General features: G+C 62.7%; 27 protein-coding genes. 13 read left to right on the top strand and 14 right to left on the bottom strand.

Features of this window, described 5'->3' with window-relative positions; all coding sequences use genetic code 11:
• The first annotated feature begins 231 nt into the window (after positions 1 to 231).
• The 4 genes from NGJ21_RS24460 to NGJ21_RS24445 all read left to right on the top strand — a co-directional run bounded on the left by NGJ21_RS24460 (position 232) and on the right by NGJ21_RS24445 (position 2,310).
• Positions 232 to 1,119, top strand: a complete 888-nt coding sequence (locus NGJ21_RS24460; RefSeq protein ID WP_012314236.1) for an O-acetylserine/cysteine exporter — start codon at positions 232 to 234, stop codon at positions 1,117 to 1,119.
• A gap of 96 nt (positions 1,120 to 1,215) precedes the next feature.
• Positions 1,216 to 1,536: a YbjQ family protein gene (locus NGJ21_RS24455; RefSeq protein ID WP_012314237.1), complete on the top strand. Its 321-nt coding sequence runs from the start codon at positions 1,216 to 1,218 to the stop codon at positions 1,534 to 1,536.
• Between the two features lie 142 nt (positions 1,537 to 1,678).
• Positions 1,679 to 1,867 (top strand): hypothetical protein, encoded by a 189-nt coding sequence (locus NGJ21_RS24450; protein ID WP_115275044.1) that lies wholly within the window; start codon positions 1,679 to 1,681, stop codon positions 1,865 to 1,867.
• A 143-nt stretch (positions 1,868 to 2,010) separates the two neighbouring features.
• Positions 2,011 to 2,310 (top strand): hypothetical protein, encoded by a 300-nt coding sequence (locus NGJ21_RS24445; protein WP_125923027.1) that lies wholly within the window; start codon positions 2,011 to 2,013, stop codon positions 2,308 to 2,310.
• A 57-nt stretch (positions 2,311 to 2,367) separates the two neighbouring features.
• On the opposite strand, the gene NGJ21_RS24440 is transcribed toward NGJ21_RS24445, so the two are convergent.
• Together NGJ21_RS24440 and ampC are read right to left on the bottom strand one after the other, a co-directional pair.
• On the bottom strand, positions 2,368 to 2,700 hold the full coding sequence (locus tag NGJ21_RS24440) for a hypothetical protein (RefSeq protein WP_012314240.1): 333 nt from the start codon (positions 2,698 to 2,700) through the stop codon (positions 2,368 to 2,370).
• A 298-nt stretch (positions 2,701 to 2,998) separates the two neighbouring features.
• Positions 2,999 to 4,138 carry a class C beta-lactamase gene (ampC, locus tag NGJ21_RS24435; RefSeq protein ID WP_251962820.1) on the bottom strand — a complete coding sequence of 380 codons (1,140 nt, stop codon included), beginning with the start codon at positions 4,136 to 4,138 and terminating at the stop codon, positions 2,999 to 3,001.
• Positions 4,139 to 4,256: 118 nt separating this feature from the next.
• Between ampC and NGJ21_RS24430 the strand changes: the two genes are divergently transcribed.
• Positions 4,257 to 5,249 (top strand): bile acid:sodium symporter family protein, encoded by a 993-nt coding sequence (locus NGJ21_RS24430; protein WP_115275041.1) that lies wholly within the window; start codon positions 4,257 to 4,259, stop codon positions 5,247 to 5,249.
• Positions 5,250 to 5,264: 15 nt separating this feature from the next.
• Here the strand turns inward: NGJ21_RS24430 and NGJ21_RS24425 are convergent, their stop codons facing one another.
• On the bottom strand, positions 5,265 to 5,858 hold the full coding sequence (locus tag NGJ21_RS24425; protein ID WP_251962819.1) for an eCIS core domain-containing protein: 594 nt from the start codon (positions 5,856 to 5,858) through the stop codon (positions 5,265 to 5,267).
• A complete protein-coding gene (locus NGJ21_RS24420; RefSeq protein ID WP_046785657.1) occupies positions 5,845 to 6,408 on the bottom strand; it encodes a TetR/AcrR family transcriptional regulator in 564 nt (187 codons plus the stop codon). The genes NGJ21_RS24425 and NGJ21_RS24420 overlap by 14 nt, the downstream gene beginning before the upstream one ends.
• A gap of 89 nt (positions 6,409 to 6,497) precedes the next feature.
• On the opposite strand from NGJ21_RS24420, the gene NGJ21_RS24415 reads away from it, so the two are divergent.
• Together NGJ21_RS24415 and NGJ21_RS24410 are read left to right on the top strand one after the other, a co-directional pair.
• The gene (locus NGJ21_RS24415) at positions 6,498 to 7,229 is read left to right on the top strand and encodes an SDR family oxidoreductase (RefSeq protein WP_046785447.1); all 732 of its coding nucleotides are present in this window, start codon (positions 6,498 to 6,500) and stop codon (positions 7,227 to 7,229) included.
• Between the two features lie 26 nt (positions 7,230 to 7,255).
• Positions 7,256 to 7,849, top strand: coding sequence for a 2-hydroxychromene-2-carboxylate isomerase (locus NGJ21_RS24410; protein WP_251962818.1), 594 nt, complete (start codon positions 7,256 to 7,258; stop codon positions 7,847 to 7,849).
• A gap of 57 nt (positions 7,850 to 7,906) precedes the next feature.
• Here the strand turns inward: NGJ21_RS24410 and NGJ21_RS24405 are convergent, their stop codons facing one another.
• From NGJ21_RS24405 to NGJ21_RS24390, 4 genes are all read right to left on the bottom strand, one after another.
• Positions 7,907 to 8,452 carry a cupin domain-containing protein gene (locus NGJ21_RS24405; protein ID WP_012314247.1) on the bottom strand — a complete coding sequence of 182 codons (546 nt, stop codon included), beginning with the start codon at positions 8,450 to 8,452 and terminating at the stop codon, positions 7,907 to 7,909.
• 76 nt (positions 8,453 to 8,528) lie between these two features.
• Entirely contained in the window at positions 8,529 to 9,731 is a 1,203-nt protein-coding gene (locus tag NGJ21_RS24400) for an MFS transporter (RefSeq protein WP_115275037.1), read from the bottom strand.
• Between the two features lie 84 nt (positions 9,732 to 9,815).
• Positions 9,816 to 10,349, bottom strand: coding sequence for a cytochrome b (locus tag NGJ21_RS24395; protein ID WP_046785444.1), 534 nt, complete (start codon positions 10,347 to 10,349; stop codon positions 9,816 to 9,818).
• Positions 10,346 to 11,392, bottom strand: a complete 1,047-nt coding sequence (locus NGJ21_RS24390) for a catalase family peroxidase (protein ID WP_251962817.1) — start codon at positions 11,390 to 11,392, stop codon at positions 10,346 to 10,348. The genes NGJ21_RS24395 and NGJ21_RS24390 overlap by 4 nt, the downstream gene beginning before the upstream one ends.
• Positions 11,393 to 11,521: 129 nt before the next feature.
• Here NGJ21_RS24390 and NGJ21_RS24385 point away from each other — a divergent pair, with 129 nt between their 5' ends.
• Positions 11,522 to 12,043, top strand: coding sequence for a sigma-70 family RNA polymerase sigma factor (locus NGJ21_RS24385; protein ID WP_046785443.1), 522 nt, complete (start codon positions 11,522 to 11,524; stop codon positions 12,041 to 12,043).
• Positions 12,040 to 12,792, top strand: a complete 753-nt coding sequence (locus NGJ21_RS24380) for an anti-sigma factor family protein (protein ID WP_046785442.1) — start codon at positions 12,040 to 12,042, stop codon at positions 12,790 to 12,792. The genes NGJ21_RS24385 and NGJ21_RS24380 overlap by 4 nt, the downstream gene beginning before the upstream one ends.
• Positions 12,793 to 12,951: 159 nt before the next feature.
• Here NGJ21_RS24380 and xthA read toward each other — a convergent pair whose 3' ends face one another.
• Positions 12,952 to 13,764, bottom strand: coding sequence for an exodeoxyribonuclease III (xthA, locus tag NGJ21_RS24375; protein WP_115275035.1), 813 nt, complete (start codon positions 13,762 to 13,764; stop codon positions 12,952 to 12,954).
• 163 nt (positions 13,765 to 13,927) lie between these two features.
• Between xthA and NGJ21_RS24370 the strand changes: the two genes are divergently transcribed.
• From NGJ21_RS24370 to NGJ21_RS24360, 3 genes are read left to right on the top strand one after another with little or no spacing between them, the layout of a single operon-like run.
• Positions 13,928 to 14,578, top strand: coding sequence for a GNAT family N-acetyltransferase (locus NGJ21_RS24370; protein ID WP_119688933.1), 651 nt, complete (start codon positions 13,928 to 13,930; stop codon positions 14,576 to 14,578).
• A 51-nt stretch (positions 14,579 to 14,629) separates the two neighbouring features.
• Positions 14,630 to 16,372 carry an autotransporter assembly complex protein TamA gene (locus NGJ21_RS24365; protein ID WP_115275562.1) on the top strand — a complete coding sequence of 581 codons (1,743 nt, stop codon included), beginning with the start codon at positions 14,630 to 14,632 and terminating at the stop codon, positions 16,370 to 16,372.
• Positions 16,369 to 20,043 carry a translocation/assembly module TamB domain-containing protein gene (locus NGJ21_RS24360; protein WP_115275034.1) on the top strand — a complete coding sequence of 1,225 codons (3,675 nt, stop codon included), beginning with the start codon at positions 16,369 to 16,371 and terminating at the stop codon, positions 20,041 to 20,043. The genes NGJ21_RS24365 and NGJ21_RS24360 overlap by 4 nt, the downstream gene beginning before the upstream one ends.
• A gap of 10 nt (positions 20,044 to 20,053) precedes the next feature.
• Here NGJ21_RS24360 and NGJ21_RS24355 read toward each other — a convergent pair whose 3' ends face one another.
• From NGJ21_RS24355 to NGJ21_RS24340, 4 genes are all read right to left on the bottom strand, one after another.
• Positions 20,054 to 20,611, bottom strand: a complete 558-nt coding sequence (locus NGJ21_RS24355; protein WP_115275033.1) for a DUF2589 domain-containing protein — start codon at positions 20,609 to 20,611, stop codon at positions 20,054 to 20,056.
• Positions 20,612 to 20,684: 73 nt separating this feature from the next.
• On the bottom strand, positions 20,685 to 21,341 hold the full coding sequence (locus NGJ21_RS24350) for a DUF2589 domain-containing protein (protein ID WP_115275032.1): 657 nt from the start codon (positions 21,339 to 21,341) through the stop codon (positions 20,685 to 20,687).
• Between the two features lie 65 nt (positions 21,342 to 21,406).
• Positions 21,407 to 21,787 carry a transcriptional regulator gene (locus NGJ21_RS24345; protein ID WP_115275031.1) on the bottom strand — a complete coding sequence of 127 codons (381 nt, stop codon included), beginning with the start codon at positions 21,785 to 21,787 and terminating at the stop codon, positions 21,407 to 21,409.
• Between the two features lie 275 nt (positions 21,788 to 22,062).
• Complete coding sequence (locus NGJ21_RS24340) at positions 22,063 to 22,521, bottom strand: hypothetical protein (protein WP_046785436.1); 459 nt, start codon at positions 22,519 to 22,521, stop codon at positions 22,063 to 22,065.
• Between the two features lie 151 nt (positions 22,522 to 22,672).
• Here NGJ21_RS24340 and NGJ21_RS24335 point away from each other — a divergent pair, with 151 nt between their 5' ends.
• Positions 22,673 to 22,861: a hypothetical protein gene (locus tag NGJ21_RS24335; protein ID WP_012314261.1), complete on the top strand. Its 189-nt coding sequence runs from the start codon at positions 22,673 to 22,675 to the stop codon at positions 22,859 to 22,861.
• A gap of 36 nt (positions 22,862 to 22,897) precedes the next feature.
• On the opposite strand, the gene NGJ21_RS24330 is transcribed toward NGJ21_RS24335, so the two are convergent.
• Positions 22,898 to 23,272 (bottom strand): fe2+ zn2+ uptake regulation protein, encoded by a 375-nt coding sequence (locus NGJ21_RS24330; protein WP_115275028.1) that lies wholly within the window; start codon positions 23,270 to 23,272, stop codon positions 22,898 to 22,900.
• Between the last annotated feature and the right edge of the window lie 9 nt (positions 23,273 to 23,281).

The raw sequence follows: 23,281 nt of genomic DNA, 5'->3' as shown, positions 1-23,281 counted from the left end.
GATTGAAACGAAAAGTGGCGCTTGACTATTGGGTCACCGGGCGCCCCAAGGTATGAGTTGGTCGCGCTGTGCAACGTTACAGGGAGGTTGAGTCAGGGTGAACGCCCGAGCCCGTTCCAGAATATCTGTACTGTTGCGCAAGGCCGAAGCCTAACTGTGCCGGTCCAGCATGTGCAAATGGCTTTATGCTGTAACGAAATATGTCTAGAACGCCTGAAGAAGGAAGCTGCAATGCCGCTCAAGGACCTGCTGATTGCCCTGGTGGTGATCGTCGCCTGGGGAGTCAATTTCGTGGTCATCAAGGTGGGCCTCGATGGCCTGCCGCCGATGCTGTTGGGGGCGTTGCGCTTCTTGCTGGTTGCGTTCCCGGCGATCTTGCTGGTCAAGCGGCCGAAACTGCCGTGGCGCTGGCTGATCGCCTATGGCGCCACGATTTCCCTGGGGCAGTTCGCCTTCCTGTTCCAGGCCATGTATAGCGGCATGCCGCCAGGCCTGGCGTCACTGGTGTTGCAATCCCAGGCTTTCTTCACCCTCGGGTTCGCTGCGCTGTTTCTGGGTGAGCGCTTGCGCCTGGCGAGCCTGCTGGGTTTGCTGGTTGCAGCCAGCGGGCTGGCGCTGATCGGCAGCGAGGACAGTGGCCACGTGCCGATGGTGGCGCTACTGCTGACCTTGTGCGCAGGCGCAATGTGGGGCATGGGCAATATCATCACACGGCGGTTTGGCTCGGTCGACCTGGTGGCGCTGGTGATCTGGGGCGGGCTGATCCCGCCGCTGCCGTTTTTGGCCCTGTCTTGGTGGCTGGAAGGGCCCGAGCGTATCGGCCATGCGCTGGCCAATATCAGCTGGAGCTCGGTGCTGGCGCTGATCTACCTGGCGTTCGTAGCCACCATGCTCGGCTACAGCTTGTGGAGCACGCTGCTGTCGCGGCACCCGGCGGGTAAGGTCGCGCCGTTTTCGTTGCTGGTGCCGGTGATTGGCTTGAGCTCTTCCGCCTGGTTGCTGGGTGAGCGGCTGACGGCAGTGCAGGGGTGGGGGGCGCTGTTGGTGATGCTCGGGCTGCTGGTCAATGTGTTCGGACCCAAGCTTGGCCAGCGGTTACGGGCTGCGAGCGCTCAATAATGGTTGTGTAGAGCCGTTCGGCCCTCTCCCGGGTAAACCCGAAGGGCCGATGCTTTGTTAGACTCGGGCTCTTTTGTCACGCCACCGGAGCCTGCGATGATCATATCCACCACCAGCCAGCTCGAAGGCCGGCCGATTGCTGAATACCTTGGCGTAGTCAGCTCCGAATCGGTGCAAGGCATCAACTTCGTGCGCGATTTCTTTGCACGCTTTCGCGACTTCTTCGGCGGCCGCTCACAGACGCTGGAGGGCGCACTACGCCTCGCCCGCGAGCAGGCAACCGAGGAACTGAAAGCACGGGCACGGCAGTTGCAAGCCGATGCAGTGGTGGGTGTGGATTTCGAAATCAGCATGCCCTCAGTGCAAGGCGGCATGGTTGTAGTGTTCGCCACGGGCACCGCTGTGCGCCTGAAATAAAGGCATTGTGCCACTTGTCGGCTCCGGGTGGTTTGCCCGAGCAGTCCGTAAATGACCGGCTAGTCTCACTTTCACAGGCTGCGTTTTTCCAGGCAAAACCCTTCACTTGCCGGCGCGGTCGCCACTGAAATGGAGACAGGGCATGAGTGAGTCCTTTTTCGAAGACATGAATGATGCGTTCCCTATCAACAGCCAGGTGCGCTGCGGTCAGGCAGCGTTTCGCCTGGGCTTTGCCCACATGACGCTGGATGATTCGCAGCAGCTGCAACCGGCACATCTGCAACGCAGCAAAAAGGGCCGCTTCACGCCGAGGGTTGCGCCGAGAAAGTGACCCCGTTCACATAACCCCGCACCCTTCGCGGGGTTTTTTTGTTCCTTGTTTGATCTTGCTCATGGTAACGCTGGGTTGTGCTCGCCGAATCGATGCAGCTGTGGTCTTCTGCCTGGGGATCTCAGGAAAGGAGCACTGTTTGCATGCGGGTCAGGGAAGAGGCTTACTGGCAGTGGGCCGATGCGCAATTGCACTGCCGCAGCCACGATGAAGCACTGAGCGATGGCACCACCATCGATGTACAGGTGCGCCTGTCACGGCTGGGCGCCACGCAACTGTTCCTTGGGCTATACGGCCAGGACGGCAAGGCGTTGCTGGAAGAGTATTACCCGGCACGCCCGGGTGAGACCATGACACGTGCTTTGGTATGGGGCGTCGAGCGGGCCAGGGCGCTGGCGACCGGCGCATTGGCATTGCCGCAGCGACAGCGTCGCCAGGCATGAAAAAGCCCGGCCTATGCGGGCCGGGCTCAGGAAGTGGTGTGGCAGCTCAATGAAGGGTCAGTTGAGCGGCTCGATCACCTTGACTGCCTGCCGCTCACGGGCGGCGGGCCATTCTTGTTGCAGGGTCTGCAGCACGCGGCCAACGAACTCGGTGTCGGCGGCGGCCTTCTTACCGACGTAGCCCTGGCCACGGCGGTAGACCTTGAAGCGGGCACGCATGCTGGGCAGGTGCTCTTCGAATTCATCTTCGATGGTGTTCGGCGGCAGGCGGTCGAGGCGCACTTCGCCGGTTTGGCTGACCCACAGCAGGTGGTCGTCGAGGCTGTCCTTGCGCATGGCAAACAGCTGGGCCAGTTGGTCAATTGTGGGATTGTTGTTCAAGTTCATCATAAAGCCCCCATTACCCGTTTTTGTTGGTGATTTTCACAGTTGGCGCTACAGCATGTAGCGCACTACCAAGGCTGCTACAGCAGCATCGCAACAGGGGCTTTCTCACGCTGCCTTTTGGACAGTTCCCTCTCCACGGACGGCCTGCGTTACCGCGCAGGCCATCTGGAACACCCTTGCCACCGCTCCCGATCAGGGAGACGGCTTCATCATGCCCAAGCGCGATGAATGGCGTCAACCGTTTTGTAGTGAATATTTTTTTCCACTACATCTTGTCGGACAATCCTGCTCGGGGTGCCTTTCAGCGGTCAATGCCGGAAAGGATCCGGTAGGCCGCACGCACGCGTTCTTCGTTGGGATAATTGCGGTTTGCCAGAAGAACGATGGCCTTGCCTTCGGCCGGAATGAACGCGGCATAGGCGCCAAAGCCGCCCGTGGCGCCGGTCTTGTTGTACCAGGCCTGGGGCAGGGCGGGGCGCGTCGGGTTCAGACGCTGGGTGGCCTGAGGCTCCCGAACCATCCGTGAACCGTTGCCATCGACCAGCGTATCGAGCGCTGCGGGGTAGGGGTAGCGTTCCCATCCCAGGCCTTGGGTCATTGCACCGACCTGGAAATAGCCCGCCTGGGTAATGGCGGCCGCCTTTCTCAACGCAGGCGACAGCTCGGCTGGCTGCATGTGCAGGCGCACGTAGCGCAGCAGGTCGCTGGCGCTGGTCTTGATTGCGTAGGCCTCATCGGCATATGGGTCCGGGCTGACGTGCACCGGCCGGTTTTGTGCGTCATACCCTTGGGCATAGAGGCCCTGCGCGCTGGCAGGTACCTGCAGGTAGGTGTGTTTCAGGCCCATTTGTGGCAACAGGCTTTTGGTCATCAGTTCTGCGAATGGCTGCTGCTGCGCGCGTGCTGCCAAGTCGCCGAACAGCCCCAGGCTTGGGTTCGAATAGCAGCGCTGGGTACCATGTTCAGCACGGGGCTTCCAGGTTCGGAAGAACTCCAGCGCTTGCTCGTCAGTCTGGACAGCGTCAGGGAACTGCAGGGGCAGGCAGTCGGCGCTGTACGCCCCCAGTTCGAGCACACTGGCTTTACCCAGCGACGTGCCGGCAAGGGCTGGCTGATAGCGTTCGGCCGGTGCGTCGAGATCAAGCTTGCCTTCGGCGCTGGCCAGCGCGGCAAGGGTAGCGGTGTAGGTTTTGCTCAATGAACCGATCTCGAACAGCGTATCGGCGGTGACGGGTTTGTTGTCGGCCTTGCTGGCCACGCCGTAGCTGAAGTAGTGCGCCTGGCCGTTTACGTACAGGCCTACGGCCATGCCGGCGATGTCCTGGTCATGCATCAGTGGGCGGATGATCTCGTCCACCTGGGCCTGCAGGGGATCGGCTGCGTTTGCCGTGGCGGCGATCAACGCCAGCGCGGTAGCTGCAATGAGGGGAGCGAAGTGCATGCAAAGATCCTTTTCAGTCTGTGTCCGTTGAGCGACACCGGTGGGGGTTCCAGCGTTAGCGGGAAAAAGCCCAAGACCTTATCGTCTGTCATTGCACAACGACAAGACGGAAACTGTTATGAAGTATTTGCGCATGTTGTTCGACAACTTCACCCTGGCCTTGCTCGGGGTAGTGCTGATCGCCACCGTGTTGCCCTGCTCTGGTAATGGCGCGGTGTATTTCGGCTGGTTGACCAACCTGGCCATCGGTCTGCTGTTCTTCCTGCACGGTGCCAAGCTGTCGCGCGAGGCGATCATCGCCGGTGCCGGGCACTGGCGCCTGCACTTGCTGGTGTTCTCCTGCACCTTCGTGCTGTTCCCGTTGCTCGGCCTTGCCTTCAAGCCACTGTTCGTGCCGCTGGTGGGCAACGAGTTGTATCTGGGCGTGCTCTACCTGTGCGCCTTGCCCGCCACTGTGCAGTCGGCCATCGCCTTCACATCGTTGGCCCGCGGCAACGTGCCAGCTGCCATTTGCAGTGCAGCGGCGTCCAGCCTGATCGGGATCTTCCTGACGCCGCTGCTGGTGATGCTGCTGTTGGGGGCTGGGGGCGATACCGGGTCGGGCCTGGATGCAGTGCTGAAAATCACCCTGCAGCTGTTGGTGCCCTTCATCGCCGGGCAGATTGCGCGGCGCTGGATTGGCGCATGGGTCAAACGCAATGCGCGCTGGCTCAAAGTGGTGGATCAGGGCTCGATCCTGCTGGTGGTCTACACCGCGTTCAGCGAGGCGGTAGTGACGGGCTTGTGGCACACGGTATCGCCGCAGCACCTGGCGGGCTTGTTCGCCGTATGCGGGATTCTGCTGGCGGTAGTGCTGTACGGTACCCGCTTGCTGGGCAAGGTGTTGGGCTTCAGCCTGGAAGACCGCATCACCATCCTGTTTGCCGGCTCCAAGAAGAGCCTGGCCACAGGTGTGCCAATGGCGCAAGTGTTGTTCGTGGGCAGTGGCATCGGCGCCATGATCTTGCCGCTCATGCTGTTCCATCAAATCCAGTTGATGGTGTGTGCGGTGCTGGCGCAGCGGTATGCCAGCAGGGTGGAAGAGGGTGAGGGGGCTACTGCTTCCTCCTGATGAGGCCGGTGAAGGCTAACGAGCCTGCCCCGAACTGCGCTGGCGCAAGGCCTTGCCGACCTCGGCCTCGATCTTGTAGGCCGGCTCTTCGAGCGCCTCGTAATTGCGCGTATAGCGACGGGCGAATTCCTCTACCCCCAGTTCCTGATACTGCTGCACATGCTTGAGCTCATGCGCCCACAGTGCCACGTTGTCCTCTGCATCACTGGCATGGCGGAAGATGATCGTGTCGATCAGCGTCACCGCATTCACATCAGGGTACTGCAGCAGGGCATTGGCGGCGCTGATCTGCTGCTCGTCCCCAACCCGATAGCGCGCTGCATCGAGCACGGCAAAGTCATACCAGCCCTCAAGCTGGGCTCGGATGTGCAAGGGGATCGGTTCACTGCCGTTGGCGGTAGCTTCATCGCGGGCCTGGCGCAAGGCGAAGGCCAGGCTGCTGGAGGCCATGACCTCGACGTCCTTGAGCACCTGGCCGGCCTGGCCAAGGTCGATCGGCGCGCAAAAGCAGCCCATCAGGCAGACCTGATACTGCCCTGGTGGGCAGGCCTGCTCGGCCGAGGCCGTAGTGCTCAGCAACATTGCACACAGCAGGCTAGCAGCTCTCATTCAGGGCCCTTTCGACGCAACTTCGATTGGCTTGCAGAAGCTGGGTCTGGACCGACTCGCTGGCCAGCATGCGCCCGACCACCAGCGCCCCGACACACTGGCTGATCAGCACCCAGGCCAGGGCTTCATCCTCCAGCGTCTGGCTCCACGCACTGTGCAGGCTCACCAGCCAGTGCTCGGCTTCTTCACGCACCGGCCGTTCGGCTCGGGCAATCTCCACGCCCAGTGGCGGCAGCGGGCAACCGCCTTCGGGATTGTGCAGGTGCGCCAGGCTCAGGTACTGCTGCAGGCAGCGCACCAGGCGTTCGCGGCTGGCGCCCTGATTGGCCAGGCGTGCCAGCGGGCTGTTGCAAAGCTCTTGGCGGACCACTTCGGTAAACAGGTCGTCCTTGGACGGGAAGTGGTTGTAGAAGGCGCCGCCGGTCAGGCCGATGGCTTTCATCAGCCCGGCCACGCCGGTGCTGGCAAAACCGCCGCGCTTGGCCAGCGCACCGCTGCTGGCTAGCAGCTTGTCACGGGTTTGTTGCTTGTGTTCAGTTGAGTAGCGCACCTGAAAAACCTCGCGGGCGGGCTTGACGATGCCGGTGATCGTAACATAGCGTTCGTTTACTAAACGATCGTTCATCAATTGAGGCGCGCATGACAGAACAACAAAAAGTGGTGCTGGTGATCGGTGCGGGAGATGCCACTGGCGGCGAAATCGCCAAGCGCTTTGCCCGTGAGGGGTACATCGCCTGCGTCACACGGCGTCAGGTCGACAAACTGCAACCCTTGGTGGAAGAGATCCGTGCTGCCGGCGGGCAGGCACACGGTTTCGCCTCCGATGCACGCAAGGAAGATGAAGTCGCCGAGCTTGTCGAAACCATCGAGCGGGATATCGGGCCGATCGAAGCCTTCGTTTTCAATATTGGCGCCAATGTCCCCTGTAGCATCCTTGAGGAAACCCCGCGCAAGTACTTCAAGATCTGGGAAATGGCCTGCTTCGCAGGCTTTCTCACCGCCCAGGCGGTGGCACGGCGCATGGTCGTGCGTGAGCGCGGCACAATCCTGTTTACCGGTGCCACCGCGGGCACCCGTGGCGCAGCCGGGTTTGCGGCCTTCGCCGGAGCCAAGCATGGCCTGCGGGCTTTGGCGCAAAGCATGGCGCGTGAGTTGGGGCCGCGCAATATCCACGTTGCCCATGTGGTGGTGGATGGCGCCATCGACACCGCATTCATCCGTGACAGTTTCCCCGAACGCTACGCCCTCAAGGATCAGGACGGCATTCTGGATCCGGCGCACATCGCCGACAGCTACTGGTTCCTGCACGCACAGCCACGAGACGCCTGGACCTTCGAACTCGACCTGCGCCCGTGGATGGAGCGCTGGTAAGCCCTACCCTTAAAGGAGTGCGTTGCATGAGCAAGACCGTGGAGTTCTTCTTCGACCTGGGTAGCCCCGCCAGCTATCTGGCCTGGACCCAGCTACCGGCGCTGTGCGCCCGCCATGGCGCAGCGTTGCGTTACCGGCCGATGTTGCTTGGCGGCGTGTTTCAGGCCACAGGCAACGCGTCGCCAGTGATGATCCCCGCCAAGGGGCGCTACATGTTCACCGACCTGGCGCGGTTTGCCGCGCGCTATGGCGTGCCGTTCGGGCTGCCGCCTGGCTTTCCCATCAACACCTTGGCCTTGATGCGTGGGCTGGTGGGCACGCAGTTGCGCGCGCCGGAACACTTCGACGCTTTGCTCGCGGCGCTGTTCAACGGGTTATGGGTACAACGGCGCAACCTTGGTGATGTCACCGTATTGGAGCAGGTGCTCGCTGAAGCCGGTTTTATCGCCGCTGAATTTCAGGTGCTGACTGGCGACGAAGAGGTGAAGGCGGCATTGAAACAGGCGACAGAAGAGGCTGTGGAGCGCGGGGTGTTTGGTGCGCCGACCTGTTTTGTCGATGGCCAGATGTACTTTGGCCAGGATCGTCTGGACTTCGTGGCCGATGCACTGAAGCTTTGAGCGCTGCGGGCTGTTCGCGGTGCTGGCCGCGATCAGCCCGGCCCATTGGGCCTTGAATCAGAAATTGGCCGGCGTGTTGGCGCTGATGATCTCCGCCTCGTCCTGACCAATGTTCTTGAAGCTGTGCGGCAGGGTAGTGGGGATGTAGTAACCATCGCCGGAGTTCAGAACGCTGACCTGGCCATCGACCCACAGTTCCACGGTGCCCCGTGTGACCAGTCCGCATTCTTCGCCTTCGGCATGCACGATCGGCTCACCCGAATCGGCACCCGGTGCATACAGTTCACGCAGCATGCGCATCTGCCGTGCCTCGACGCTGGCACCGACCAGCAGCATGCGCAGGCCATTGCGGCCCAGGTCGGGCTGCTCGCTGGCGCGGAACACGAAGCGCTCTTCCCGTACCGGCTCGTCGAAGCTGAAGAACTCTGCCAAGGTCATCGGGATGCCTTCGAGCAGTTTTTTCAGGGAGCTTACCGATGGGCTGACGCGGTTCTGCTCGATTTGCGAAATGGTCGAGTTGGTGAGCCCGCTGCGGCGGGCCAGTTCGCGTTGGGAAAGGTTGTTGCGTTCACGCACCAGTTTGAGTCGTGTCCCCGTGTCCATAGCCGCCTTGTAATCAGAGGTGTTAAAAATAATGGGCGCATTAAAACACACTCTGCACGCTCGCGCGCTGTGCTTGTCAGGCGCGTGAGCGCGGCATAGGCCACAGCCCGACCAGCAGCAACAGCACAGCCACCACCAGGAATGGCAGGCGTGGGTCGAGGGCGTAGATCAGTGTCCCGGCCAGCGGGCCGATCACCGCGCCCATACCTTGAGCTGCGCCGATGGAGCCGGCGGTGGCGCCCTGTTCTGAAGCGTGCATGGCATTGGCGGCGAGTGCCGAGAACGCCGGGAAGACAAAGCCCATGCCGGCGGCAGCGACAAAATAGCACCCCCACAGCCACGGCGCGCTGGTAGCCAGCGAACCGGCGGCAAAGCCCAGTGCCGAAACGCTGGCGCCAACGCGGATCATCTTCAGCGGTGGCCATTCCAGCTGGCGCAGGATGACTTGTGACAGGATCAGTGCCACCCCGACGGTGGTCAGGGCGATGCCGGCAGCCTGGGCGGCCTCTGCCGGCCCCAGCTGCAGGCGGTCAAGGGCGAAGAAGCCGACGATGATCTGCGACACCGTCACGCTGAGCATCGCGCTGAATGCCACCAGCAGCGGCCGGCGCAGGCGCGGGTCGCTCAAGTGCACCGGGCTGGGCGCATGGCGATGGGCCAGGGGTTGTGGCTTGAGTTTGAACAGCAGGACCAGAAACGCGCTGGCAGGCAGCAGCGACATCACATGGAAGGGCAGGCTCAAGCTGTACCGTGCCAGCAATGCCGCCAGCGCCGGCCCGAGTACCAGGCCCACGGCATTCGCTGCACCCAGCGATGCCATGGCACGGGCGCGCTGTTGTGGCCCGACATGATCGGCGATCAGCGCATTGCAGCCCACCGGGATGGCCGCGTAGAAGGCACCGATGCAGCCGCGCGCGAGCATCAGGCCGACGAACGCCAAGGTAGCCCCGGGCAGCCAGCGCAATGCGCCTTCGACGAACAGGCACAGCAGCCAATACGCCACCGTGAAGCCGGCACTGCCCAGCAACAGGATGCGTCGGCGGCCCAGGCGGTCGGCTGCGCGGCCCCAGGGGCGGGCCAGCAGCACCCAGACCACACCTGACACAGTCACCGCAGCGCCAGCTTGCCAGGTGGCCATGCCGAGCAGTCGGGCGATGGGCCCGATCAAGGCGACGAATGCCATCATCGCCATGGTGCAGGCCATGTTGGCCAGCAGCAACGGGCGCGTGTCCAGTGTACTGGCGGTGGTCAAGGGGGCAGGGTCCTTTGCGACATTCATTGGGCAGTCCAGGGCAGTTGAACAGACGGCGTGCAGATCGATGAGACATTCAGCGTTGCGGGCCAGCCCATGCACCGCATGCCGTCAGTCACTGCGGCGCAGCGGCCCTGGCCACATGCTACGCAATACCCCGTCCCGGCGCACCAGTGCATGCATCAGCGCCGCGCCCAGGTGCACCAGTACCGTAGCGAACAACAGGTAGCCGGCCCAGCCATGCGCCTGGCGCAACATTGCGTACAGTTGCAGGTCGTGCGGGGCGATCGCGGGCAGTTGCAGCGGGCGCGGATACCCGCCTGCCGACAGCATGGCCCAGCCCAATAGCGGCATTGCCAGCATCAACGCGTAGAGCAACAGGTGCGATGCGCCTGCGGCGAGCCGCTGCAGCGCGGGCAGGTCTTGTGGCAGAGGGGGGTGAGGAAGGCTCAGGCGCAGACCGATACGCACGATCACCAGAAGCAGCAGCGCCAGGCCCGTGGCCTTGTGCAACTCTACCAGCACCGGGTGGCGCAGCGACAGGTCGCCAACCATGCTCACGCCAATGAACAGCATGGCGATGATCAGAATCGCCATCAGCCAATGCACCAAGCGGGCAAGGGGGTGGAAGGCTTCGGGTTTCATGGGCGGGCTCCTGCGCCGAGGGATTCGCGGCTGCGGCGGTTGAAGGACTCCGAGTAGGCCGCCGAACGGGCAGCGAGAATCGGGTCATTGGAAGGCTGGATGCCGCTGGGCAGGATCAACGGGTCGAAATTCAGGTCACGGCAAGCGCCTTGCTCCGGTGCATCCACCTGTTCGATGACCAGGGCGCCGGCATCTACGCTGCGCCGTTCGGCGGGCCAGGGCTGGGCCGGGTTGTCCTGTGCATCGCCGGGGTTGGCCAGTACAAGCCGCAAGGTCCAGCGCAACGGCCCCTGGGTCAGGCGTTGCTGCAGGTCATGCTGCAGGAACTGTTTGTCGTCGACCTTGCCGGGCAGGGCAGCGAAAGGCGTTTGTGGCTCGAGCTGCCAACGCACCGGGTGCGCAGTGCCACTGGCGTCGATCAGGCGGAAGGCATTGATGCTGTGGTACTGGGTGTTGGCGAAACTGTCGCTGGGTTTGTAGCTTGCGGTCCATTGGCGGAAGGCAGCGCTTTCCGGGTGGGCGGCAAAGAAGGCCTGCTGCTTTGCCGGGTCCGGCTTGCCGGTGGCAGGGTCTGGCGCGTTGGCCAGCACCTGGTCGTAAAACCCTTGTGGTGTGCTGATCGCCAGCACAGGGGGGTTGTTCATCCCGGTGCGCCAGACTTGGCCGTCGTCGGTGCTCAGCTCAATTGCCAGGCTGCGCACCGGTATGCCCGTATCGGGGGCGAACGGGTTGGCGCCACCGATGGCGAAGCGGCCGATTACCGGTACCCGATCCTGGGTGAACGCGCGTGCTGTCGACAGCGTGGCGGCCTGGCCGCTGGGCTGGAAGTAGCCGCTGACGCACAGGCCTTTCGCGTGGTTCTTGCGATAGCCCGGGTAGTGGCCGGCCTGGGCTTCGAAGGTGTCGATGATGCGTTGCGGAGTCAGCTGCGGCCCGCCGATCCAGCCTGCGGCGTAGGCAAAGCCTGCGCCCAAAGCCAGCATCACGGCGCCAATGCCGGCCAGGCGCAGGGCCTTGTCCGGGCCGTGCAAGGGTGAGTTCATGGTGTTCATCCGGTTCAGTGAAGATGCCGGTACGACGGGGCAGGGAACTATTTATTCCATCGATGGGAATAAATTTTGTGGCGGCGCGTCTGCCCCCTACACTGACAACCCCCGAGCCGGTACCTTGCCATGCACGACCTGGACGAACAGCAGTGGCGCGAGTTGCTGCAGCGCCTGCGCCGCTTTGCCTTGTGGCTGAGCCGCGAACCGGGCAGCGCCGACGACCTGGTGCAGGGCACTGTAGAACGTGCCCTCAGCCGCAGCAGCCAGCAACGTGATGCCGATGCGCTGCGTGCCTGGTTGTTCACCATTCTTTACCGGCTGTTTCTCGACGGTAAACGCCGTGAGCGCCTGCATAACCGCTGGCTATCGTGGTTCGGCCGCGCGGAGCAGGAAAGCGAAGCGCTCGGCGGTAACATCGAGAGCATCGTTCTGGCCCAGGCCGACCTGCAGGCCTTTGCCCGGCTATCGACCGAACAGCGTGCCTTGTTGCTGTTGGTGAGTGTCGAAGGGCTGAGCTACAAGGAGGCGGCCCAGGCACTGGGCATCCCCATCGGCACAGTGATGTCGCGCCTGTCACGTGCCCGTGCCGCCTTGCGTGAACTGACTGAGGGCAACCCCCAGCCCCCGGCCTTGCGGAGACTGAAATGACGCGCCTGATACCCAGCGAAGACGAACTGCATGCCTATGTTGACGATCGACTCGAGCCGACGCGGCGTGCCGAGGTGCAGGCCTGGCTGACGGCCAACCCTGAGCAAGCTGCACGTATCGAGGCCTGGCGCAACGATGCTCGACGCTTGCGCACGGCCCTGGCCGGGTTTGGCGATCAACCTAGGGCGGCGCAGTTGGATCGGGGCCAGTTGCAGCGGCGTGTGCGTCAACGGCGCCAACGCCGCCTGGCTTCGGCTGCGGTTTTGCTGCTGGCACTGGGCATAGGCGGGGTGGGTGGTTGGCAGGCCCGGCAGGTCACGCTGGCAGGGAACGAGTTGCCCATGGCTGACGCCGTTCAGGCGCACCGCTTGTTCGCCGGCAGCGAGGCGCTGGATATCCAGGCCAGTGACCCGACGCAGTTGCGCGACTGGCTGGGCAGGCATTTCAGCAGGGTGGGGCAGCTGCCTGACCTCACCGGCTACGGGTTCCAGCCTGTGGGCGCACGATTGTTGAGCAATGAGCAAGGGCCAGCGGCGTTGCTGGTGTTCCAGGACCGCCAAGGGCAGCGCATCAGCCTGTTCCTGCGCTCACCTGGGGAGCGTTTCGAGCGCATGCCGCAAGGGCAGCGTGTCGATGGCCAGCTGGAGGCGAGGTATTGGTCGCATGGGGCCTATAACTTTGCCCTGGTCAGTGCGGCGGATGATGTGCGCGGGGCGGGTGTGGGGGAGGCCTTGCGGTTGGGCCTTTAGTGTCGGTCAGCCCCCCCGTCGCGACGCGTCCGCTGTGGGGGCCGGCTTGCCGGCGATCACCGGCAAAGCCGGTGCCATGCACCGCAGTGCCTGCATCGCTGCGAGCCGGTTCACACGACAAGCGTTGGGCTGCCTCACTCGTGAAGGCGCCGGAGCCTGTCAGCTCAATTCAAGCCAGATCGGCGCGTGGTCCGAGGGTTTTTCCATTGCGCGCAGCTCATAGTCCACACCTGCGGCCTTGATCCGCGGCACCAGGTGCTGCGAAGCCATGATCAGGTCGATGCGCAGGCCACGCTTGGGCTCGTCCTCGAAGCCGCGGCTGCGGTAGTCGAACCAACTGAAGCGGTCCGTTACTTCTGGATGCAGGTGGCGGAAACTGTCCACCAGCCCCCAGCCCTTGAGGCGCTCCATCCACTCGCGTTCCTCGGGGAGGAAGCTGCATTTGCCTGTCCTCAGCCAGCGTTTGGCGTTGTCCGGACCGATACCGATGTCGCAGTCCTGGGGCGAGATGTTCATGTCGCCCATTACCAGCACCGGTTGGTCCTGCTTGAACTGCCCCTCCAGCAACGCCTGCAGGTCGCTGTAGAAACGCTGCTTGGCCGGAAACTTGGTGGGGTGGTCGCGGCTTTCGCCCTGCGGGAAGTAACCATTCATGATGGTGATCGGCGTGCCATTGGCATCAGCGAACGTGCCCCAGATGAAACGGCGCTGGGCGTCTTCTTCGTCTGTGGCAAAGCCTTTGAACAGGCTCAGCGGCGCCTGGCGCGAGAGCAGGGCGACGCCGTAGTGGCCTTTCTGGCCATGGTAGTGCACGTGGTAGCCCAGGGCCTGAACGTCGGCCAAGGGGAACTGATCGTCGCTGACCTTGGTTTCCTGCAGGCCGATCACGTCCGGCTGGTGCTTTTCGATCAGCGCCGCCAGCTGGTGCGGGCGGGCCCGCAGGCCATTGATGTTGAAACAGACGATCTTCATGGAAAGACAATCCCGGTAAAAGGCCGGATGCTAGCCGACATCGTCCCTGATCACCAGCGTGGCGGCTTCGCGAAGGCGCTGCTAACGTGCACTCAAGGGGGGAACGATGCGCCGTGGGGCTCCTCCAAGGCACTGTATGCCCATTCCAGGAGGACTGCCCGCAATGCCCGAAGCCACTGCCGCCCAGGCTCGCATCTGCACACTCGATGATGGCTACAGCCGTGAGGCACGCTCACTGCTGTACAACGCCTACCTGAAAGAGCCCACCTTTGCCTACATCTTCGAGGCCCAGCGCCCTGGCTATGAACGACGCTTGCGCGTGATGGTGCGCGAGTGGGTACGACAGCATTTCTACCTGCAGTTGCCGGCCATTGGCCTGTTGCTGGATGACCGCCTGATAGCGTTGGCGCTGATCGTACCGCCGCAGCGCCGGTTGGGCGTGGCCGACAGCTGGGCCTGGCGCCTGCGCATGCTGCTGGGCACCGGGCAACGCTGCACCCGACGCTACATGGATTATCAGGCGGCGCTGGTCGGTTGCCTGCCGACAGAACAGGTCCACATGTTGCCGCTCCTGGGTGTGCACCCAGCATTTCGCGGTCAGCACTATGGCGAACAATTGTTACAGGCCGTGCACGACTGGTGCGCAGAAGACCCCAACACACAAGGCGTGGTGCTGGATTCGGGCAACGAGCATTACCTCCCGTTCTATGAGCGTCAGGGGTATGAGGAGATTGGCGAGGTGGCTGTAGGGCCAATCCGAGAAAGAGTGTTTTTTCATCCCTGTCCGGTATCTTCAATTCCCCCGACAGCATGAAAGCCCGCCAGGCGGCTCCCTTGAGCGTCTGGCTCTGGTAGCATGCGCCGCATGACGTATTCAGGAAGACTGACTTGGGGCCTGGTTTTCTGGGCCGCCAGTTTCACAGCATGGGGGCAGAGCGAATTGCTTGTGCAGGTAAACCCTGCCAACAAAGCGCTCAAAGCCAATGTCGAAGGCTACATAGGTACCCTGGGTGACCGCGATGAAGAGGCGCTTTTGCGCTTCAGCCGCGGGGCGCAGGAGCAGGCGCGAAAAGCGGCGCAAGCGCTTGGCTACTATCAGGCGCAGATCGATAGCGAGGTCAGGCCGCCTGCCAAGGCCGACCAACCGGCGAAGCTGATCCTTCATATCGACCCGGGTGAGCCTGTGCGCTTGCGCAACGTAACCGTGCGCATCGAAGGGCCTGCCAGCGAGATGAAAGCGTTTCGCGTACCCGACAGCAAAGCCCTGCGCGCCGGTGAGCAACTCAACCATGGGCTGTACGAGGACGCCAAACGGTTGATCCAGAACCAGGCGTCGCGCTACGGCTTCTTCAGTGGGCATTTCAGCCGCCAGCGCCTTGCCGTCGACCCGCAGGCCGGGGTGGCCGATATCGAACTGGTGTATCAGAGCGGCCCACGCTATCGCTTGGGTGCGGTCAGGTTCAGTGGCGACACGCCGCTGGACGAAGAACTGCTGCAGCGCATGGTCTCGTTCGAACCGGGCACGCCATACGACTCCGAACTGATCGCTGAGCTGAACAACGACCTGCAGTCCAGCGGCTATTTCGAGGGTGTGCGGGTCGATGCTGCGCCCACTGCCGCAGTGGCTGAGCAAATCCCCGTGGACGTGCGCCTCGATACCCGCAAACCGCGGACAATAGGCCTGGGCCTGGGTTACTCGACGGATGTCGGGCCGCGCGGCAAAGCCAATTGGACACGCCACTGGGTCAACCCCCAAGGTCACAGCTACGGCTGGGAAACAGAACTTTCAGCCCCCCGGCAAAACGTGGGGCTGTGGTACGACGTGCCCCTTGACCCGCCCCTGACCGACAAGTTGCGTTTCGCTGGCGGCTATCAGAATGAAGAGATCGCCGGTACAGACACACTCAGCAAGCTGCTGACCGTGGGGCCGGAATGGCACAGCAAGCTGCCCAGTGGCTGGCAACGGGTGATCTCGCTCAAGTACCAGCGTGAAGAGTATCGCCTTGGCGACGATTCGGGCCTGAGCAACCTGCTTATGCCGGGCGTAAGTTTCTCCTACCTGCGCAGCGACAACCGCATCGACCCGCACAATGGCTACCGCCTGCAGTTCGATACCCAGGTGGCCAAGGAAGGGCTGGTGTCCGACACCAACCTGTTGCATGGCAACGTGCTGCTCAAGGGCCTGACCACGCTCGGGCACAACCACCGCTTGCTCGGCAGGGTGCAGTTCGGTGGCAGCGCCACCAACGGTTACAAGAACAACATCCCGCCATCGCTGCGTTTCTTCGCCGGTGGTGACCAGAGCGTGCGCGGCTACGACTATCAGACGCTGTCGCCAAAGAACAGCGACGGCGACCGTATCGGTGGCCGCTACTTGGTGGCAGGCAGCGTCGAATACCAGTATTCGCTGACCGAGAAGTGGCGTGTGGCGACATTCGTCGACCAGGGCAATTCGTTCAACACGCTGGAGCTGCCGAGCCTCAAGACCGGGGTCGGTATCGGCGTGCGCTGGGTTTCGCCGGTCGGGCCATTGCGCCTTGACCTGGCCAAGGCCCTTGATGACGACGGTGGTATCCGCCTGCACTTCTCCATGGGGCCTGAGCTGTGATACGTGTGTTCAAATTCATTCTGCTGGGCCTGCTTGGCAGTGTGTTACTGGTTGTTCTGGCGCTGGCAGCGTTACTTGGTACCGAAAGCGGCAGCCGTTGGGTACTTGGGCGCGTGCCAGGCCTGCAGGTCGATAACTTTCAAGGGCGCCTTGCGGGCAGGTGGCAGGCGAGCCAATTGACCTGGGCTGACGGCGGCAACCGCGTCGAAGTGCTGGCTCCGCTGCTGAACTGGACACCTGGCTGTTTATTGCGGGCAACGCTGTGCATCGATCAACTGCATGCCCAGCGTATCGACATGCTGTTCGCGCCGAGCGAACAACCTGCCGACAGCGGGCCGCTGCAGTTACCGGTTTTGCGGCTGCCGGTGGCCATCGAGCTGGGTGACGTCAAGGTTGGCCAGGTGCGCCTCGATGGCAGCGACCTGCTCGGCGATCTTCACCTGGCGGCGCACTGGACTGCCACAGGGCTGCAGATCGACAGCCTGCAACTGCAGCGCGATGACCTGCAATTGAATGTGCAGGGCGATCTGCAACCCGAGGGTGACTGGCCGGTGCAACTGCAGGGGCAGGTGCACCTGCCTGCGGTGCAAGGGCAGGCCTGGCAACTGGCACTGACCGCCAAAGGCGAGTTGCAGAAAACCCTTGAACTGGATGCGACCAGCAGCGGTTATCTCAACGCGCGTCTGACCGGTGAGTTGCAGGCACTGGCCGAGCACTTGCCAGCCAGGTTGCAGCTGCGCTCCGATGCCTTCAAACCCGCGCAAACGCTGCCGGACACGCTGCAGCTCAATCAGCTCAAGCTCGACGCCGAGGGCGATTTGCTCAAAGGTTATCAGTTGTCTGGTAGCGCCAGCCTGCCGGCAGAACAGGCACCGATCGCCCTGCTGCTCAAGGGCAAGGTAGATGCCAAAGGGGCGAACGTTCAGGCGTTGGACCTTTCTGCCAGCGACGCTCAGCACGTGAAGCTGCAGGCCAGCGCCGACTGGCAGCAAGGCCTGGTGGCCGATGCTCAGCTCGACTGGCAGGATTTCCCGTGGCTACGTCTGTACCCGTTGGACGCGCCGCCAGATGTCACGCTCAAGCGCTTCAACGCGCAGGTGCAATACCGCGATGGCAGTTACCAGGGTACTTTCAATGGCGACCTCGACGGCCCAGCCGGAGCCTTTACGTTGGCCAGCCCTTTCGAGGGTGACCTTGGCCAGGTGCGCCTGCCGCAATTGGCCCTGACCGCCGGGCAAGGCAAGGCAGCCGGCAGTGTCGCGGTGCGCTTTGCCGATACCCTGGCCTGGGATGTCGACCTGCAGTTGTCGGCACTCGACCCCGCCTACTGGCTCGCCGAACTGCCCGGTACCCTGGCCGGTCCGTTGCGCAGCAAAGGTGAAATGAAGGGTGAGCAGCTCACCCTCGATGCCCAGCTTGATCTAAAGGGCCGCCTGCGCGGCCAGCCTGCGATGCTCAAGGTACAGGCCGAAGGCGCCGGGCAGAACTGGACCCTCGGTGCGCTGGCCGTGCAGTTGGGTGACAACCGCATCAACGGCAGTGGCAGCCTGCAGCAGCGCCTGGCCGGGCGTGTCGACCTCGACCTGCCCCGGCTCGGGCAACTGTGGCCCGGGCTGCGAGGCCAGGCCAAAGGGCGGCTGGATGTCAGCGGCACGCTGAGCGCTCCCCAGGGTACCCTCACCCTGCAAGGCCAGCAGTTGGCGCAGGAGCAGAACCGTATCCAGCGGCTTGACCTCAATGCACGCCTGGACAACGCCCAGCGTGGCGTGATCAACCTCAAGGCCAATGGTATTCGCCTGGGCGATACGGCGTTGGGCACCTTGCAGGCCAACGGCAAGGGCGATATCCGCCAGCAAGCCCTGACCCTGGGCCTCGATGGCCCGCAGTTGAAGCTTGACCTGGGGCTCGACGGCCAGTTGAACAAGGGGGATTGGCGTGGCCGGCTGGCCAGCGGCAGAGTCCAGGCCGGTGGCCAGGACTGGCAGTTGCAGGCGCCGGCCCGCCTGCAGCGCCTGGCCAGCGGCCAACTGGACTTCGGTGCCCACTGCTGGCGCTCCGGTCAGGCCAGCCTGTGTGGCGAGGATCAACGCCTGGCACCAGAGCCACGCCTGCGTTATCACCTCAAACAGTTCCCGCTGGACAGCCTGGCCCAATGGCTGCCGAAGGATTTCGCCTGGCAGGGGCTGCTCAATGCTGACGTCAATCTGGACATTCCAGCCAGCGGCCCCAAGGGTGTCGTGCGTATCGATGCCAGTGGCGGCACCCTGAGGGTGCGGGACAATGGGCGCTGGATCGATTTCCCTTACCAGGCGCTGCGCCTGGACAGCACCCTGGCGCCTCGCCGCATCGATACACGGCTGAATTTCCGTGGCGAGCGCCTCGGCGAGTTGAGCCTGAACGCCCGTCTCGACCCGCTGGGGAAAGACAAGCCGCTGTCGGGTGACTTCCGCCTCGCCGGTCTGGACCTGTCGGTTGCCCGGCCTTTCGTACCGATGGTCGAGCGCCTGGCAGGCCAATTGAATGGCAGTGGCCGATTGTCCGGCACCTTGCTGGCGCCAAAGGTCAACGGCAACCTGATGCTCAGGGGTGGCGAGGTCAGTGGTGCTGAGCTGCCCGTCAGTTTGCAGGACCTGTCGCTGCAGGCCTTGATCGCTGGCGAGCAGGTTCAGCTCAACGGTGGTTGGCGCAGTGGCGAGGCGGGCCGTGGCCGGCTGAGCGGAGACCTGACCTGGGGCCAGGCCCTGGGCATGAACCTGCGCCTGCAGGGCCAGCAGTTGCCGGTTACCGTCGAACCCTACGCAACACTTGAGGTTGCGCCGGACCTGAGCCTGCGCCTGATCGACGACAAACTGGCGGTGACCGGCAAGGTGCTGGTGCCCAAAGGCAAGATCACGGTGCGCGAACTGCCGCCATCGACCGTGAAAGTATCGGACGACACCGTCATTGTCGGCCACCAGACCGAGGAAGGCAAAACGCCCATGGCGATGGCCATGGACATTGATGTAGAGGTTGGGCAAGACAAACTGTCGTTCAGCGGTTTTGGGCTTACCGCCAACTTGCTCGGTCATGTACACATCGGCGACAACATGGACACCCGTGGTGAGTTGAGCCTGGCTGACGGACGCTACCGCGCCTACGGTCAGCGCCTGACCATTCGCCGTGCGCGCTTGCTGTTCGCCGGGCCCATCGACCAGCCTTACCTGGACATCGAAGCCATTCGGCAAGTTGATGACGTGATCGCCGGTATTCGCCTGAGCGGCAGTGCCGAGCAGCCTACTACCAAGGTGTTTTCGGAGCCGGCGATGAGCCAGGAACAGGCGCTGTCCTACCTGGTGCTGGGCCGACCGCTGGGCACTTCGGGCGAGGACAACAACATGCTTGCCGAGGCGGCCCTGGGCCTGGGCCTGGCTGGCAGCGCAGGAATCACCGGCAGCCTCGCGTCAAGCCTGGGTATTGACGATTTCCAGTTGGACACTGAGGGCTCGGGCAACTCCACCAGTGTGGTGGCTAGCGGTAACCTGACCGAGAAACTGAGCTTGCGATATGGGGTAGGGGTGTTCGAGCCGGCCAATACCATTGCGTTGCGCTACAAGCTGAGCAAGAAGGTCTACCTTGAGGCGGCGAGTGGCCTGGCCAGTTCGCTGGATATTTTCTACAAGCGCGACTTCTGAAGGGGCGCCATCACCGCACGGTGGCGGCCTCGATGAACTCATTGGTTTCAGGGGCAGGCGCAGTGGGCGGCTTGCGGGTGGGGTTGATCAGCTTGGTATATTCCTCGATCAGCCGGTTGAGCGCCTCGGGTGGCTCGCTGGCTTGAAACTGCATGCGGATCTGTACCTCGTCCGGGTCTCGCGTTTCCCCCTGGCGGCCCTGGGCGCCAATGGTGACCTTGAAGGCCGCAGCGCCGCCGGCCTCCTCATTCGCCTGCATCGCACGCAGCGCCTCCGTGCCATTGACCCGCACAGAGAGGTCGACCTGCATGCGCTCCAGAGCCAGCCCCTTGGGTGAAACCAGGGCGAACAACGGCACGCGTATCACATGCTTGTCGTCCATGGCGACCTCGACCATCTTGGCTTTCATAGGAGCCCCGAGCGCCTGCGGATCGATGTCGAAAAAGTGATCGAACAGATTGATGTACTGCTGGGCAATCAGGCTATTGGTTGCCGCAGCGGCTTCCTGCAGGCCACGGGTGATATCCCGCAGGTCAATCGCGGTCATGGGGGCAGGGTGGTTGTCCACTCACTTGTCTCCTTGGTACACGGGGAGCCCCGCTGTGTTCAGCGAGGCGGACATTTTGAGACAGGGCGAAGGATCAGGGAGTGGTGGCACCTGCAGAGGCGGTGCTCGCTGTATCGTCCTTCAGTACGTCAGCATCGGAAATCGCATCCGTGCTTATCAGGGTCGAGTTGGGTACCACCGTCGGTTTGGTGGCAGCATCGGTGAGGAAATCGATGACCCTCATCACCGCCTCTGGTGGATCCTGGCGGCGCAAGGTGGTGTTGAATGCATAGCGGGCACGGGTATCGGACTTGCGGGTCTGCGTGGACTTGTGGCTGATACTGCCCTTCATGTCCAGCTTGAAAGGGCCCCAGCCCAGCGAGGCGGCCATGTCACCACCTTTGCTGGACTCACTGAAATCCTCGGCCGCTTGGCTGATGGTCAGTTCGAACTCGACCTTGCCTTCTTCAATGACAATGTTCGGGTGGGTAATGGCCGCCAGCAGCGGGACCTTCATGGACTTGCTGACGACGCCTTTGTATTCGCCCTGTTCGTTGACGATGGTCTCGTCATAGTCGAACTGGATGGCAACCGCTTTGCCATCCTGTACGCAGACCTGCATGAGGAAGTCCGCATAGGATTTGCTCGCAGTGACCTGAGCCTGAACCATGGCTTGTAGCGGCCCGGCGATCATACGGTCCATGGGCAAGGCGTTGATGACCGATCCGATAAGGCTGTTGTCTAGGGACATTGCTGGATTCTCTTTCTCTGTTGGATGATGCAAATACGGCCGTCAATGCGGCCGGGTGGGGGTCGTCAGCGCGTGCAAGGCTCCTGGCGACGGATATTGCCGATCTGGCGCAGGCTCAGGCCGTACTTGTCGGCCAGCAGGCTGCGTGACAGCCCTTCAGCGCTTTCTTTCTGGATTTGCAGGTTGCGCAACTGCCGCAGGAAGTGGTCTGGCTTGGGGATTTCCAGTGCTACACCGGCAAACCGCTTGATCAGGGCGTCCAGAGCTTCGCCAGGGAGCACGTCGGCGAGCTTGGTGCGCTCACGATGCTTGGGGATGTATTTGGGCCTTCCGCCGAAGGCGCAGGTCAGTTGGTAGGCGTTTTCTATGCCGATACATTCGATCAGTGACTGCAACGAGTGCGGCAGAAGGCTGATGTCGATGGCTGTGAGATCTGGCAATTCCATGTGGTGCTCCCTCGCGGTAGATGGGGCGCGATGCTTTGATGAGCCGCAATGGCGGGTCAGCGATTACCATCGGCGTTCTGTCGTTGGCGTGAGAGGATTGTCAGTGAGTGACGAATAACGTCGCTAGGCGCCAAGTGGTCCAGCTGTTGTAGCCTCGGGGAGCAAGATTTGAAGGCAACGATTTCGCGTGTTGTAGGACATCGCTCTGGCGTTGCCCTACAGCCGTTGATACTCAGGGGGGCACTTTTCCGTGAGGCAACTGGGTGCCAGTACCCTCAACCGCAGGGGTAAACATGCATCAAGCTCACGTTGCGCAGGTAGGCGTGGGGCCAATCGGCCATTGTTTGAGGCAGACTGCGCCAGTCGACCACGAGGCAGAGGGCACTGAGAGATTGCTTATCGTGCCGGCCCAGCACTTTACCGGGGAAGGATCGGCGATAGAGCGCAAGGGTCTTGCCCACTGCTTCGACTTGTCCGGCGTTGGCCAAGGTTTCGTAGGCGAGCCTTGGCAACTGCGGCTGCTCGATTGTGAAATGGGCGTGGCCGGGCCTTGCGAGCAGGTGCCCGGCTGCCCTTGTTCGATGCCATAACTGTTGCCATTGGTTGCTGCCGGCGTAGTCCGCCAGTTCGCGGCCCATTTTGAGCAATTGCTCAGGTGGTATCTGGCGGATATCCAGGGCGTGGGTGGGGAGAGAGGGCAGTAACAACAGAATGAGCAGGGCGGGCTTGAGCATGGAGCCTCCAGCATGGGCGGTAGGGAGGCCAATGCTTTCAGGCTTGAGGTGCCACGCTAAGCAGGAAATGCAGCGCCGAAAGCCATGGGCGTTGTATCATTGGCCCGGCTCGTTGCGAGCCATTTGCCCCCGATGTTGCAAGGAACTATCGATGACACACGTGCAGCGCCTCAAATATTCGATTCTTATCATCCTGGTGGTGCTGGGCCTCATGCTGGGCCTGTCACATCTGCAAAAACAGGGCACCATCAGTGAACAGACTTTCCAGCTGCTGGCCATCGCCATTGCGGTAGTGGTGGTCGTGATCAACGGGATCCTGCGGCGCAAGGTCAAGCCCTGACCCGTACCGGCCGGCCAGGTATGGCCGGCCATGCGCTCAGCGTGCAGAGGGTTGCTCGAGCACGGCGCGCGCTTGCGGGTTGAGGCTGTAGCACTTGTCGTTGCCCAGGTTGATCACGCCCTCTGCGCACAGCCGCTTGAGCACCTCCCGCACACTGAGAAACGACAGCGGAATATCCAGTTGTTCCAGATGCGCGTGCACACCGCGCACGCCAATGCTGCGGCCGGAGCGGCCGGCGCTGTGCAGGGCGTCGATCACTTTGAGACGAATCAGGCTGGTACGCAGCCCATAGGTGCGCAGCAACTCGCGGATCTGTTCGTTGCCGACACGCTCTTCCCCGCAGGCGTCCTGTCCATTGGCCGCTTTGGCCGGGGTTCGCCCGGTCTGAAGTGAGGATTGCGGGTTGTACATGTGAATGCT

This window comes from Pseudomonas sp. Marseille-Q5299 (assembly GCF_943737035.1).
GTDB classification, from domain to species: Bacteria; Pseudomonadota; Gammaproteobacteria; order Pseudomonadales; family Pseudomonadaceae; genus Aquipseudomonas; species Aquipseudomonas putida_E.
The sequence above is the reverse complement of the archived record's forward strand: the minus strand, read 5'-3'. Positions and strand labels throughout refer to the sequence as shown.